General features: G+C 51.5%; 13 protein-coding genes. 3 read left to right on the forward strand and 10 right to left on the reverse strand.

Annotated elements, in window-relative coordinates; translation table 11 throughout:
* Positions 1-28: 28 nt before the first annotated feature.
* The 3 genes from EC840_RS11365 (at position 29) to pflA (ending at position 2,255) form a co-directional block, all read left to right on the forward strand.
* Complete coding sequence (locus EC840_RS11365; protein ID WP_015696620.1) at positions 29-328, forward strand: helix-turn-helix transcriptional regulator; 300 nt, start codon at positions 29-31, stop codon at positions 326-328.
* Between the two features lie 102 nt (positions 329-430).
* Positions 431-1,417: a tyrosine-type recombinase/integrase gene (locus EC840_RS11370; RefSeq protein WP_015689581.1), complete on the forward strand. Its 987-nt coding sequence runs from the start codon at positions 431-433 to the stop codon at positions 1,415-1,417.
* Between the two features lie 97 nt (positions 1,418-1,514).
* Positions 1,515-2,255: a pyruvate formate lyase 1-activating protein gene (gene pflA, locus EC840_RS11375; protein ID WP_120161208.1), complete on the forward strand. Its 741-nt coding sequence runs from the start codon at positions 1,515-1,517 to the stop codon at positions 2,253-2,255.
* A 202-nt stretch (positions 2,256-2,457) separates the two neighbouring features.
* On the opposite strand, the gene EC840_RS11380 is transcribed toward pflA, so the two are convergent.
* The 10 genes from EC840_RS11380 to lolA form a co-directional block, all read right to left on the reverse strand.
* The gene (locus EC840_RS11380; protein WP_120161206.1) at positions 2,458-3,603 is read right to left on the reverse strand and encodes an MFS transporter; all 1,146 of its coding nucleotides are present in this window, start codon (positions 3,601-3,603) and stop codon (positions 2,458-2,460) included.
* A 133-nt stretch (positions 3,604-3,736) separates the two neighbouring features.
* Positions 3,737-4,309 (reverse strand): ferredoxin-type protein NapF, encoded by a 573-nt coding sequence (locus EC840_RS11385; protein WP_129638963.1) that lies wholly within the window; start codon positions 4,307-4,309, stop codon positions 3,737-3,739.
* Positions 4,309-4,917 (reverse strand): Tat proofreading chaperone DmsD, encoded by a 609-nt coding sequence (gene dmsD / locus EC840_RS11390; RefSeq protein ID WP_132965383.1) that lies wholly within the window; start codon positions 4,915-4,917, stop codon positions 4,309-4,311. The genes EC840_RS11385 and dmsD overlap by 1 nt, the downstream gene beginning before the upstream one ends.
* A gap of 70 nt (positions 4,918-4,987) precedes the next feature.
* Entirely contained in the window at positions 4,988-5,845 is an 858-nt protein-coding gene (locus EC840_RS11395) for a dimethyl sulfoxide reductase anchor subunit family protein (RefSeq protein ID WP_112287302.1), read from the reverse strand.
* Between the two features lies 1 nt (position 5,846).
* Positions 5,847-6,464, reverse strand: a complete 618-nt coding sequence (locus tag EC840_RS11400; protein ID WP_132965385.1) for a DMSO/selenate family reductase complex B subunit — start codon at positions 6,462-6,464, stop codon at positions 5,847-5,849.
* 11 nt (positions 6,465-6,475) lie between these two features.
* Positions 6,476-8,923, reverse strand: coding sequence for a dimethylsulfoxide reductase subunit A (gene dmsA, locus EC840_RS11405; RefSeq protein WP_112287301.1), 2,448 nt, complete (start codon positions 8,921-8,923; stop codon positions 6,476-6,478).
* 81 nt (positions 8,924-9,004) lie between these two features.
* Entirely contained in the window at positions 9,005-11,461 is a 2,457-nt protein-coding gene (gene ynfE / locus EC840_RS11410) for a selenate/tellurate reductase subunit YnfE (protein WP_132965388.1), read from the reverse strand.
* A 201-nt stretch (positions 11,462-11,662) separates the two neighbouring features.
* Positions 11,663-12,955, reverse strand: coding sequence for a serine--tRNA ligase (serS, locus tag EC840_RS11415; RefSeq protein ID WP_112287299.1), 1,293 nt, complete (start codon positions 12,953-12,955; stop codon positions 11,663-11,665).
* Positions 12,956-13,062: 107 nt separating this feature from the next.
* Complete coding sequence (locus tag EC840_RS11420; protein ID WP_132965390.1) at positions 13,063-14,406, reverse strand: replication-associated recombination protein A; 1,344 nt, start codon at positions 14,404-14,406, stop codon at positions 13,063-13,065.
* 7 nt (positions 14,407-14,413) lie between these two features.
* Positions 14,414-15,025 (reverse strand): outer membrane lipoprotein chaperone LolA, encoded by a 612-nt coding sequence (lolA, locus tag EC840_RS11425; protein WP_120161194.1) that lies wholly within the window; start codon positions 15,023-15,025, stop codon positions 14,414-14,416.
* Between the last annotated feature and the right edge of the window lie 113 nt (positions 15,026-15,138).

Raw genomic sequence — 15,138 nt, forward strand, 5'->3', positions numbered from 1 at the left:
GCTTATAAAATAAGAGATCTGATATTTTATGTCAACTGAACAGTCAGAAAAGCTAAAGCTGATCCGTGAGTCTGAACGACTAAAAGTTAAGGAAGCCGCTGAATTAGTTGGATTAAATTATGTGACTTACCATGGCTATGAATCTGGTAAGTCGAAAATGTCTATGGAAGCGGGGATGAAGTTCTTTAAACACCCGCGTTTTCGCAAGTATCGCGATTGGTTCATGTTTGACGAAACCGACCCAGCTTCCGGCCAAATTGCGCCGGCACTCGCACACTTTGGGCCAGAAAATCCAACCTCATCCCACTCAGACCAAAAGACTGGCTGACCATATACGCCGCACAAATATGTGATTTTTGTACAGTGGCCGACTGTTACAGCCACAAACAGACAGTACCGAACAAAGTTGTAACCATTGGAGGGCTTCGCTATGTCAATTAAGAAGCTCGATGATGGTCGATATGAAGTGGACGTAAGGCCGCAGGGTTCCGAGGGAAGAAGAATCCGGCGCAAATTTAATACGAAAGGTGAGGCTCAGATTTATGAGCGTCATGTGCTGGTTAACTACCATAATAAAGAGTGGTTAGAGAAACCGGCAGACCGCCGCAAACTGACTGATTTGCTGGAATTGTGGTGGCTATACCACGGTAAGCACCATAACCGTGGTCTGATAGAAAAAGGCAGGCTTTCAGCAATCATGATTAAGTTTGCTGAAATCGGGGTGACCAGAGCTGACCAGATAACCAAGAAAGCTATAACGGATTATCGGGTTAAGATGATGAATGAAGGCTTGAAACCAGCCAGCGTGAACCGTCATCAGGCTATATTCAGCGGCATGTTTACCAAGCTGATTGATGCCAATGAATATCACAGCGAGCATCCTTTCAGAGGCGTGAAAAAGCTTAAAGAGGCTGAGCCAGAAATGGCGTTTCTTTCTACTGAAGAAATCACGCAGTTGCTCGATATGCTGGAAGGAGACAACCGCAACGCCGTGTTGCTTTGTCTGGCCACCGGTGGCCGCTGGAGTGAAGTTGCAGATCTTAAAGCTGAGCACATTATTAACTGCATGCTGACATTCATGAAAACGAAGAATGGTAGACGCAGAACAATACCGCTGTCAGAGGGCTTGGTTAAAATGGTGAAAAAACGTAGTACCGGAAAACTGTTTACGCCCAATTACGACACGGTGCGAAACACACTGCGAACAATGAAGCCAGACCTACCCGCCGGACAGGCTGTCCATGTACTGCGGCACACATTCGCCACGCATTTTATGATGAATGGAGGTAATATTATTACACTACAGCGAATTTTAGGGCATTCCACCGTACAACAGACCATGGTTTATGCGCACTTTGCACCGGACTTTTTGCAGGATGCAGTCTCATTAAACCCACTTAACGGAGTGTCCATATAATGTCCACGAATCTGCACTATTTAGGACTAAGTGAAACTTTATGAGTAACTTAACTGATTGTATTTCCACGGAAAGCACCACTGAGTCAGGGGGGCATATGTCCGTTCAAGGTCGCATCCACTCATATGAATCCTGTGGCACCGTTGACGGCCCAGGTATCCGTTTCATTGTTTTCTTTCAGGGCTGCCTGATGCGTTGCATGTATTGCCATAACCGCGATACCTGGGACACGCACGGCGGGACAGAGATCAATGTTGATGATTTAATGAAAGAAGTCGTGACCTATCGCCACTTTATGAATGCTTCCGGCGGTGGTGTGACGGCGTCAGGTGGCGAAGCCATCCTTCAGGCAGAATTTGTGCGTGACTGGTTCCGCGCCTGCCAGAAAGAAGGGATTAATACCTGTCTGGACACCAACGGTTTTGTCCGCCGTTATGATCCGGTGATCGACGAATTACTGGATGTCTCAGATCTGGTTATGCTCGATCTTAAGCAAATGAATGACGATATTCACCAGAATCTGGTCGGCGTATCTAACCACCGTACGCTGGACTTTGCCCGCTATCTGGCAAAACGTAATCAGCGCACCTGGATCCGTTATGTTGTTGTACCGGGCTGGTCAGACGATGATGAGTCCGCGCATAAACTCGGCGAGTTCACCAAAGACATGACTAACATCGAGAAGATTGAACTGTTGCCATATCATGAACTCGGCAAACATAAATGGACGGCAATGGGCGAGAAATATGGACTGGACGGCGTCAATCCGCCGACCAAAGAAATCATGGAAAGAGTGAAAAACATTCTCGCCAGCTACGGGCATAAAGTTATCTATTAAACACAGATATCCAGCCCATTAAAAAGACGCCATTTGGCGTCTTTTTTGCTTTGTGAGACTAAGATTCTCAATGAAACCATACCCAAAATAATTGGAGTTGCAATAAGGCGCCAAGTGAGGAGATCCCGATGAGCTGACATAAGTCAGTGATACGGGTCCCGGAGCGTAACTAACGCAGTTGCAGCGTCAAAAATGAAGAGTACTACGCTGCGGCCACAGGATTATGAGTATGATCCGCTTTACGCATCAGCATCATTAGATAGACCAGCGAAACCACTGCGATCATCACAAACAGCAAACGGTCAGAATAACTCTGCATCAGCATCGCGGTCATTGTCGGTCCCGCAAGGCTGCCGATGGTGTAACTCATTAGCAACGCCTGATTCATCGCCACCAGCTCATCAGCACTCACTTTCTCACAGGCCCATGACATCGCGACCGGATACAGCGTAAAGCCCGCACATCCGAGGATAAACAGCGTCGGCGCCATCGCATACCCACTGAGCATGGCAATACTGCCGAGGATCACACAAAATATCTGGATGCGTAAAACCATCAGGCGACCATAGCGATCTGCCAAACGTCCTACCGGCCACTGTCCGATAATCCCCGCGCTGACCAGCAATGCCATCCAGTAACCTACGTTCGCATCACTCATTCCCTGATGCGCCAGGAACAGCGGCATCAGTCCGTAAAGTGAACCGAGGACAATACCGGAAATAATACAGCCGTTTATCCCCAGACGTGCATTACGCCGTCTGAACATCGGCATCACCGCATGGCGCGGTTGTTCACTGTCCTGATCCTCAATATGCGTTAACAGCAAAGGCAGCATCGCAATCACAATCAGTGCAGTCACCCAAGGTAAAACGCTGAAGATTGCCGTTGGTACGGTTCCGACGAGTAACTGCCCTGCTACCGTTCCGATGTAATACATGATCATATACGCCGCCAGCAGCTGGCCACGGTTTTTGACTGTTCCGCTACGTAACAGCGCACTTTCCACCACCACCCAGATCAGCGCACACCCAATCCCCGCTACAAAACGCGCCGATACCCAGGTCCAGAAGCTCATGGAAAGCGCCAGCCCTGCGGTGGCGACCGCAAATATTACACAGGAAAGGTAATAGCTACGGTTGAAACCGATGCGTTTTATCAGCCCGCCTGCGAGCAACGTGCCCAGCAGGTTACCGGTAAAATACGATGAGCTGACCAGCCCGACCTGCCAGGTCGGTAGCTGTTCATGGCTGAGCCAAAGGGGTACCAGCGTGTTTAAAACGGCGATTGAAATCGTCAGCAAAAGGAGTCCGCACAAGAGCAGAGAAACGGGGCGAGAATAGGCGGACATAGGACGTTGATGACCACAAACAGGAGGAAATTGCGCGCATCATGCCACTGACGGATTAAAAGTCAATCTGGCAAAAATTGACCTGAGCACAAACTGCAGAGTGATGATTGAAATCGTTAATCAAGCGCGTGTATCAGGAATCATGATGCTTTAATGACAAGTCAATATCACCATGATAACAAACGAGTTTGCATTTACCGCAACCGTTACATTTTGCGCTATCAACGCTGGGTTGATTTTGTTGATTAAAAAATATTGCCGTGCGCGGACACGCAATTTCGCACATCCTGCACAAGTCATCCATGCGACCAAGACATTGCGGCAAAATCACCGGACGCAAACCGGTATCCATCACGACAGTGGCATCCAGTGCACCATTCTCGCAGGATGACGTACAGGCGCCACAAGCATCACATTCCGCATACTCAATGGCCAGTGTCGCCTTCCCTTCACGGATACTCAAAATACCCACCGGGCAAGCCTCTCCACAGCGACCACAGCCATCGCATTTTTGGATAAACAGCGACTCTGCTATTGCCTGAGGCGGACGCGCGCGCTGGCGAACCAGGAATGTTTTCTCCGGGCTGACAGTCTGTTCAATAACCTGTTTTGCGGGTGACAACAAACCGCGGAATAATCCCCGGCGGCTGACGGTTCTGCTGCTCATCCAGGTCCGGTAAAAGCCAGCGTCGCGTGGATCGCTCATCAGAAATACAGATCCGCTGTTACCACATCCAGACCCTGCTGCTGGATCCAGCCACAGAGCGTGGATTCCGCCAGTAAAGCCACACCCACGTAAAACGGATGATCAGCTTTCTGCCGCAACAATTCCAGATAACGCCCTGACCACGGCAGCAAATGCATTGTCAGAAATTCATTCAACAATGCCGGAGAGTTTTCCGCCAGCCACGCAGACATCATCAGTAGTAAACCAATGTGATCCTCTGGTTCTGCCTGTGTCAGGTGCGGTTCGATGCCGTTTTCGCGCATCCACTGCCGAAGCGCCAGCGTTGAATCGCCAAACACGACAGACTCTTTATCCAGATAGACCGAGCCCCACGGCGGTGCTGGCAGCGCGTAAGGGCCCACAAACAGGCGCTGATAGGCGTCCGCGAGGCTTTCTTGCGCCTGATCGATCTGGCTGAAATATTCAGTAACCTGCGCTTTGGCATCTTCAGTGGCACAGGGCCACAAGGGTGCCCATTCGCTGCTTTCCAGTAATGCAATTAAGGGCTGAACTTCGCGGGAATCTGGCGGATAAAATAATACGGCACCTAAAATCTTACCGGTTAAACTGATTGATTCTGCTGACATAATTCACTCTGCTTAGAGAGAACACGCCACCGCAAGCGACGTGTTCTCTGATAAATAGGACTACTGATCGTTAGCCGCTGACGGCCATTCCCACTGTCATATGCAAACCATAGAAAATGGCACGACCAATCAGCTCACCGGCAAATACCAGTACGAACGCCAGAATCATTGATGCCAGTGCCGGACGCTTGCGCATAATCAGCGGACAGAACCAGCAGCCGAGACCGAGAATTACCAGCACCAGTCGCCAGACTGACAGCGAACCATATTGCGGGATCAGGGCAGAAGCCGCCTGAACAGAACTGTTGATGCCTGCCAGACTTGCGCTTTGCAGCATAACGACCGCTATACTCACGACCAGCGCAGCAAGACTGATAACCGGCAACAGGCGCAGCCCGCAACCATTGATATTTGCACCACGAAGCAGCAGATAACCCAAAACCGGACCACCGATCAGCACCGTCAGCCCGAAATGGAAGAAGGTATACGCATTATCCCAGGTCGGCACGGTATCAATTTCATAAACGCGGCACATCGCGTAGACAAAGCCGATACCCGCCAGCATGGTGACGATCAACCAGATTTTGCCCAGTGCGCGCGGCATCTTATTAACCATCGCCAGCAGCCAGTAAATCCCGCCTAAGGCAAAGAAGAATGATCCGCTACCGATTTCATTGCTCAGCGGCGACGCCCCCAGCCGGTTCAGCGAGTTAAATGCACGCAGGGGTGAACCCAGATGCAGAACCGAAGCAACAAAAGCAATCGCCATCAGCGCCCACAGGAAGAACATCGAAAGATGTATCCTTCGGGCCTCTTCTTTACTGCGTTGGGTGAGAAGCGCAATAGCCAGCACAATAAATGCACCCACCACACACTGCCCCAGAACCGTAAAGACCATTAAAGGCCATTCATGCCATCCGTTTCCCATCTCAAACCTCCTTCGGGTTAGCCAGATAACCCTTGGTATCGCCTACAGGACGGCAATTCGCATTGGGTTTGATGACGATATTTGGGTGAGTAAAATGTGAAGCCGGCAAAGGAGCCACTTCAGCCAGATCACCGTATTTTGCACGCAGCTCTTCAATCGGCGCCATATCCAGTGCACGTAACGGGCAGGATTCCACACAAATCGGTTTCTTACCTTCCGCAATACGCTCATAGCAGCCGTCGCATTTGGTCATATGACCTTTAGCTTCGTTGTACTGTGGCGCACCGTACGGACACGCCATGTGACAATAACGGCAACCGATGCAAACGTCTTCGTTGACCACCACGAACCCATCTTCACGCTTATGCATCGCGCCGCTCGGACACACTTTGGTACAGGCTGGATCTGCGCAGTGGTTGCAGGAAATCGACAGATAATACGCGAAGACATTCTGATGCCAGCCATCGCCGTCCTTTTGCCAGTCGCCACCGGCATATTCATAGATGCGGCGGAAACTGACGTCCGGCGTTAAGTTTTTGAAATCTTTACAGGCCAGTTCGCAGGTTTTGCATCCTGTGCAGCGGCTTGAGTCAATATAAAAACCATATTGAGTTGTCATGTTTTACTCCGTTAAACCTTAGCCACTTGCACAAGGTTGGTATGAGAGGGGTTACCTTTCGCCAGCGGTGAAGGTCTTTGAGAAGTCAGTACGTTAATGCTACCCGCACGGTCGATCTTTTTGCTGTCAGGGGAATACCAGGCACCTTCTCCAAGTGCGACAACGCCCGGCATCATGCGCGGCGTCACTTTGGCAGCAATCTGAACTTCGCCACGATCGTTGAAGATGCGGATCATGTCGCCGTTGGTGATACCGCGCTGCGCAGCATCCATCGGGTTGATCCACATTTCCTGCCGGCATGCTGCCTTCAGCACATCAACGTTGCCGTAAGTGGAGTGCGTACGCGCCTTGTAGTGGAAACCGGTCAGCTGTAACGGATATTTGCTGGCCAGCGGATCGTCATAGTTTTCGAAACCAGCGGCATAGACCGGCAACGGATCAATGACATCGTCTTTAGAGAGTTCCCACTCAGAGGCAATTTTCGCCAGTTCAGCGGAGTAGATTTCGATTTTGCCAGACGGCGTGCTCAGCGGATTGGCCGCCGGATCTTCACGGAATGCTTTGTAAGCGACGTGATGCTGTTCAGGATCGCGTTTTTTGAACATGCCCTGTTTGCGGAAGGTGTCGAAATCCGGCAGTTCAGGCAATGCTTCACGGGATTGCTGATACAAATGACGCAACCACTCTTCCTGCGTACGGCCTTCGGTGAACTGCTGCTCAACACCCATACGGCGGGACAACTCGCTGGTCATCTCATAAATGTTTTTGCACTGGAAGCGAGGCGTGATCGCCTGATCGGCAAAAATGATGTAATCCATGTTGCCGCACGACGCATCGAGGCAGAAATCCATCTGCTCAGAGGCGGTACAGTCAGGCAGGATAATGTCGGCGTATTTAGCCGAAGACGTCATGTGGTTATCAATCACCACAATCATCTCGCATTGCTGGTCATCCTGCAGAATATTGTGGGTGCGGTTGATATCAGAATGCTGGTTAATCAGGCAGTTACCGGCGTAGTTCCAGATAAATTTGATCGGCACATCCAGCTTCGCTTTTCCGCGCACGCCATCTTTAGTGGCAGTCATTTGCGGACCACGCACAATCGCGTCCGTCCACATAAACATGGATATGCTGGTCTGAACCGGGTTTTCGAGCGTTGGCATACGAACAAACGGAATTTCGTAAGAGCCTTCGCGGGCACCGGAATTGCCGCCATGAACGCCGACATTACCGGTCAGAATTGCCAGCATAGCGATCGCACGGGTGGCGATCTCACCATTTGCATGACGCTGCGGCCCCCAGCCCTGGGTGATAAATGCTGGTTTCGCCTGACCGATTTCGCGCCCCAGCTTGACGATTTTATCGACAGAAATACCGGTGATTTTTGATGCCCATTCCGGCGTTTTTGCCACGCCATCGGGGCCGGTTCCGAGAATATATGCTTTATAATGCGCATTCTGCGGTACGCCTGCCGGTAAGGTTTTTTCGTCATAACCGACGCAATATTTGTCGAGGAAAGGCTGATCGACCAGATTTTCAGTGATCATGACATGCGCGAGCGCCGCAGCCAGTGCGCCATCCGTACCCGGTCGGATCGGCACCCATTCGTCTTCACGGCCGGCACCGGTATCGGTATAACGCGGATCGACAATGATCATGCGGGCGTTGGAACGCTGACGAGCCTGCTCGAGGTAATACGTCACGCCCCCGCCGCTCATGCGCGTTTCGCCCGGATTATTACCAAACAGCACCACCAGTTTGCTGTTTTCGATATCAGACGGACTATTGCCATCCGCCCAGCCACCGTAGGTATAATTCAGACCGGCAGCGATTTGTGCCGAACTGTAGTCACCATAATGATTAAGATAACCGCCGCAGCAGTTCATCAGACGGGCAATCAGCGTTTTACCTGGCGGCCATGAACGGGTCATGGTGCCACCTAGCGTGCCGGTGCCATAATTCAGATAAATGGCCTCATTGCCATAACGGCTGATAATGCCTTTCAGGCTGCCAGCCAGGGTATCGAACGCTTCGTCCCAGCTGATTGGCTTGAATTTACCCTCGCCACGTTTCCCTACACGCTTCATCGGATACTTCAGGCGGTCAGGGTTATAAACACGGCGACGCATGGAACGCCCGCGCAGACAGGCGCGAACCTGATGCAATCCTTCATAATTATCATCACCGGTATTATCGGTTTCGACATAACGGATCTCGTTATCAACGACGTGCATTCTCAGCGGACAGCGGCTGCCGCAGTTTACGGTGCAGGCACTCCAGACAATTTTCTCGTCTGCGGTTTTAACCGAATCCTGACGTGTTTCAGCACGTATTGATTTAAACGGCAGTGATATGCCCCCGACGGCAGCTGCCATACCGGCGAGCGTAGTTCCCTTAACCAGGTCACGGCGACTGATCCCTCCGCCTGAACCCGTTTTCTTACTGTTTGAATCCGACATTACTTACTCCGTTGCGCCCTCATCTGAAGGGCGAAAATTTAACAACCATGCCATCGAGCCTGGCTCCTGGGCCGTAGCTTCTTAGACTTTTTCTATTTGAATCAAATTCGTATGCTGAGGATTTCCTTTCGCCAGCGGAGACGGGCGTTGGGTCGTCAGCGTATTCATGCAGGCACCATGGTCAATACGGTCACCACTCATATTGGCCTGATGCCATGCGCCCTGCCCCATAGCAACAACGCCGGGCATGATGCGCGGCGTAACTTTGGCTGCCACACGCACTTCGCCACGGTCATTAAACACTTTCACTTTGTCACCGTTCTCAATACCACGGGTTTTGGCATCCAGCGGATTGATCCACACTTCCTGACGGCAGGCCGCCTGCAGCACGTCGATATTGCCGTAAGTGGAATGGGTGCGGGCTTTGTAGTGGAAGCCGAACATCTGTAGAGGGAACTGGCTGCGTTTCGGGTCATCCCAGCCTTCAAAGGTTGAGGCATAGACCGGCAGCGGGCTGATTGTTTCGTCTTTTTGCAGCTCCCATTCACTGGCAATTTTCGCCAGTGCCGAGGAATAAATTTCGATCTTTCCTGAGGGTGTTTTCAGCGGATTAGCGACAGGATCCTGACGGAATTTTTTATAGGCCACAAAATGCCCTGCCGGATCTTTACGTTTATAAATTCCCATTTCGCGCAATTCTTCATACGCAGGTAACGCCGGGTCTTTCGCCAGCATTTTGGTGTACAGATACTGCAACCATTCCCGCTGGCTGCGGCCTTCGGTGAATTTGTTGTAAACATCCGGACCAAGACGACGCGCCACTTCGCTCATCATCTCGTAAATTCCTTTGCGCTCGAATTTGGCAGAGGTCGCGGGCTGGATGAAAATCAGGTATCCCATATTGCCGGCGTAATCGTTGGGAATAATGTCTTCCTGTTCGACGGTCATAAGATCCGGCAGCAGGATATCGGCGTATTTCGCCGATGACGTCATGAAGTTTTCCAGCACCACGATCATTTCGCACTGCGAGTCATCCTGCAGAATATCGTGGGTTTTATTGATGTCGGAATGCTGGTTGGTGATGGTGTTACCGGCATAGTTCCAGATGAATTTGATCGGCACATCCAGCTTGTCTTTACCGCGCACGCCATCTGCTTTGGCAGTCATTTCAGGTCCGCGCGCAATGGCATCGGTCCAGCTAAAACAGGAAATCTGTGTCTTCACCGGATTTTCCAGCACCGGCATTCTTTCGATAGTAATGGTATAGGTTGATTCACGCGCACCGCTGTTACCACCATTGATCCCGACATTGCCGGTCAGAATCGGCAGCATGGCGATGGCGCGGGACGTCAGCTCACCATTAGCCTGACGCTGCGGGCCCCAGCCCTGAGAAATATACGCCGGTTTGGCTTGTCCGATTTCCCGGGCCAGTTTAACAATACGCTCTGCCGGAATACCGGTAATACGGGATGCCCATGCAGGCGTCTTCGCCGTCCCATCTTCCCCCTGACCGAGAATGTACGCTTTGTAGTGGCTGTTGGCCGGTGCGTCCGCGGGCAATGTTTTTTCGTCGTAGCCCACGCAACAGGCATCGAGGAAAGGCTGATCGACCATATTTTCGGTGATCAACACATGCGCAAGACCGGCGACCAGCGCAGCATCCGTTCCCGGACGGATCGGGATCCACTCATCTTCACGGCCAGCGGCAGTGTCAGTGTAGCGCGGGTCGATCACGATCATACGGGCACTGGAACGCTGACGCGCCTGCTCGAGGTAATAGGTGATGCCGCCACCGCTCATGCGCGTTTCCGCAGGATTATTACCGAAAAGCACCACCAGCTTACTGTTTTCAATATCTGATGTGCTGTTGCCATCATTACTGCCATAAGTGTATGGCATGGCGCAGGCGATTTGCGCGGTACTGTAAGTCCCGTAATGACTGAGGAAGCCGCCGTAACAGTTCATCAGGCGGGCAACCAGCGAGGCGTAAGGGGAAGAACGGGTGATATTGCCGCCGACAACGCCGGAGGTGTAGTTGATATACACGGCCTCATTGCCATATTTAGCAACAATACGCTTCAGGTTATTGGCGATTTCATCAAAGGCTTCTTCCCAGCTGATGCGCCTGAATTTACCTTCGCCACGTTTACCGACGCGCTTCATCGGGTAATTCAAACGCTCCGGATGGTTCATTCGCCGGCGGATTGAGCGACCACGCAGACAGGCGCGAACCTGATGGTCACCGTAGATGTCATGTCCGGTATTATCGGTTTCAACCCAGTACACTTCATCATCACGTACATGTAATCGCAGGGCGCAGCGGCTGCCGCAGTTAACCGAGCAGGCACCCCAGACCACTTTGTCTTCAGGTGCGGAATTTTTGGCCTCGCCCACAGCCTGTGCCAGTGCTTTGCGGCTGAATGGCAGAGATACGCCGCCCGCGGCAATGGCCAGTCCTGCCAGCGTTGATGTTTTCATCAGCGCCCGGCGGCTGATACCACTTTTTATCGTGATGACTTCAGGTTCGATTACCGACATTTTCCCGCTCCGGTCATAAAGTAGTTACCCACTCAGAATGCAGGGATACTACTAATAAGGGGGTAGGAAACTTTGTCTGCTATCAAAAAAGGCAGGGTTGTGTTGGCGGAAATGAGGAATTCTTAACGCAGCGCACGATTTTATGCATAAAAAAAGCGCCCTCAGGCGCTTTTTCGCTATATTACTGCATATATAACGGGATTAGCCGATATATTCTAAACCGCCCATGTAAGGACGTAATACTTCCGGCACTTCAATACGGCCGTCAGCTTGCTGGTAGTTTTCCAGCACAGCCACCAGCGTACGACCCACAGCCAGACCAGAACCATTCAGGGTATGAACCAGACGTGGTTTTTTGTCAGTTTTGCTGCGGCAGCGCGCCTGCATACGGCGAGCCTGGAAATCACCCATGTTTGAACATGAAGAAATTTCGCGGTAAGTATCCTGCGCTGGCAGCCAGACTTCCAGATCGTAGGTTTTGCATGAGCCAAAGCCCATGTCGCCGGTACACAGCAGAACCTTGCGGTACGGCAGATTCAGCAACTGAAGCACTTTTTCTGCATGACCGGTAAGTTCTTCCAGAGCATCCATCGATTCTTCCGGACGAACAATCTGTACCATCTCGACCTTGTCAAACTGGTGCATACGGATCAGACCACGGGTATCACGACCGTAAGACCCGGCCTCTGAACGGAAGCAAGGCGTGTGCGCCGTCATTTTCAGTGGCAGAGATTCTTCTTCAAGAATTTCATCACGTGTCAGGTTGGTCAGTGGAACTTCAGCTGTCGGGATCAGCGCATAGTTGCTGCTGCCGGCTTCTTCACCGAGCGGTTTAGTATGGAACAGGTCTTCGCCAAATTTCGGCAACTGACCAGTACCGTACAACGTTTCCTGGTTGACCAGATACGGTACGTACGTTTCCAGATAACCGTGCTGTTCGGTGTGCAAGTCCAGCATGAACTGGGACAGTGCGCGATGCATACGGGCGATTTGCCCTTTCATCACTACAAAACGCGCACCGGTCAGCTTAACAGCCGCGGCAAAATCAAGACCACCGGCCATTTCGCCAAGCGACACGTGATCACGGACAGTGAAATCGTACTGACGCGGCGTGCCCCAGCGGCTCACTTCCTGATTGTCGTTTTCGTCTTTACCAGCAGGTACGGAATCATCAGGCAGGTTCGGAATAGCAGAAGCGATATCACGGATATCATTTTGCAATGCTTCCAGTTCCGCCTTCGCGGCATCCAGCTTCTCACCCAGCGTATTCACTTCCAGACGCAAAGGTTCGATGTCTTCGCCACGGGCTTTTGCCTGACCGATAGTTTTCGATCGTGCGTTACGTTCAGCCTGGAGAGTTTCCGTTTCTACCTGCAAGACTTTGCGGCGTTCTTCCTGAGAACGCAGCGTTTCCACATCGAGTTTAAAACCTCTGCGAGCGAGTTTTTCTGCAACTGCGTCTAGCTCATTACGCAGCATATTGGGATCGAGCATGCTAATCCTGTACGTGTCATTATTGAATGTTATTTTGATGATGCACGCTGACTGAAACGGCAGCGTGTCAAAGAGTTATCACGGGTAACCTTACCGCAACGATAAAGTTAGCGGTAGCGTTTTGTCGGGCTATTTTGATCTTGCTCGGCAAGCCATGCCAGCTTTTCGCCGATCTTGCCTTCAAGCCCGCGTGACGTCGGGTAATAATACTGCGTACTGGCCATTTCAGGTGGGAAATAATCTTCGCCAGCCGCGTAGGCGTTGGGTTCATCATGTGCATAACGATACTCCGCACCCAACCCCATTTCTTTCATCAGCTTGGTCGGCGCATTACGCAGATGTTCCGGAACATCGTAATCCGCCATTTCGCGCGCATCGCGCATCGCCGATTTGAACGCGGTATAAACAGCATTACTTTTCGGCGCACACGCCAGATACACAATGGCCTGAGCAATCGCACGCTCACCTTCCGCCGGACCGACGCGGGTGAAACAATCCCAGGCAGAAATGGCGACCTGCATACCGCGCGGATCCGCATTGCCGACATCTTCTGAGGCAATCGCCAGCAAACGGCGCGCCACATACAGCGGATCGCCGCCAGCAGTGATGATTCTGGCATACCAGTAAAGTGCGGCATCAGGCGAGGAGCCACGGACTGATTTATGCAACGCAGAGATTAAATCGTAAAAACGATCGCCTTTATTATCGAAACGCGCACTGCGCTCACCGGCTATTTCCGTGAGCAATTCTGGCGTTAACGTCCGGTAACCTTTGACGTCAATTTCGGCCATATCGGCCATCATCTCAATACTATTCAAAGCACGGCGCGCGTCACCATTTACCAGTTCCGAAAGCATACGGCGGGTTTCCGGCGGGACACGGATTTTTTCATTGGCATAACCGCGCTCAGCGTTGGTCAGTGCCTGATCGATCACTTTCTCAATATCTTCCGCTGTCAGTGATTTGAGCAGATAAACACGTGCGCGGGAAAGCAATGCGGAATTGAGTTCGAACGAAGGGTTTTCAGTCGTCGCACCAATGAACGTTATGGTGCCGTCTTCTATGTGCGGCAGGAAAGCATCCTGCTGACTTTTGTTGAAACGATGGACCTCATCAACGAACAAGATCGTACGACGCCCGGCATCACGATTCTGTCGGGCACGTTCAATCGCTTCACGGATATCTTTCACGCCTGATGTGACCGCCGAAATACGCTCAACATCGGCATTAGCATAGCGGCCAATCAGTTCTGCCAGCGTCGTTTTCCCGGTACCCGGCGGCCCCCACAAAATCATCGAATGCAGCTGCCCTGCTTCAATCGCCCGCGGCAGAGGTTTGCCCGGCGCTAACAGATGCTGCTGCCCGATATATTCTGCAAGGGTTACGGGCCGCATACGGGCGGCCAGTGGCTGGAATTCGTTTTGGGAAAAATCGAGTGACAGATTACTCAAACTAACCTCACTGACGCTGGTCATCCACCGTCACACCCTTAGGTGGAGTAAATTTAAATTTAGCATCATCTACAGCCGCATTTTGCTCGCCCTTCAGGGTATAAGCACTTTTTTGGCCGTCCTGCTCAACCGCAGTAAAACTTTTGATGGTGCCGGTCGGCGTGACTGTGATTGCGAATTGCTTCAGATTGCCGGTAGAAGCTTTTGGCGTTAATTCAAAATCATCGCCTTTCTGCTTCACGTTGTATTTAGCCCAGTCGCTGCTGTCGTTACGGGTGATCAGCATGAACGGCGTATTGCCGGTCGCGTTTTTCAGCCAGGTCGCCGTGACCTGCTCAACGAACGGGTTGTAGAACCACAGGGTTTTGCCGTCAGAAACCAGAATGCTTTCATCTGGCGTCGTCATATGCCAGTTAAACAGGTTCGGACGTTTGACCCAAAGCTGACCTTCGCCCTGCTGGACGGCGGCACCATCATCGCTGGTGACAGTCTGAGTGAAGCTGGCGTGGAAAGTATTGAGTTTGCCCAGACGGGATTTGAGATCACTGCTTGCGTCCGCTAATACGGAAGCGGAGGTAAATGCGGTCAGTAAACACCCTACCATTAACAATTTTTTCATTCTTATACTTACCTCAGAAATCCATAAACTTCAGACGATGCCTTTTACACAGGCAAAAGACGTATGGTGCGAACTCTATCCGAGGCAGCGCTCCGGTGGTAGCTCAATCATCT

The organism is Rahnella sp. JUb53, assembly GCF_004346065.1.
Taxonomy (GTDB): Bacteria; Pseudomonadota; Gammaproteobacteria; order Enterobacterales; family Enterobacteriaceae; genus Rahnella; species Rahnella variigena.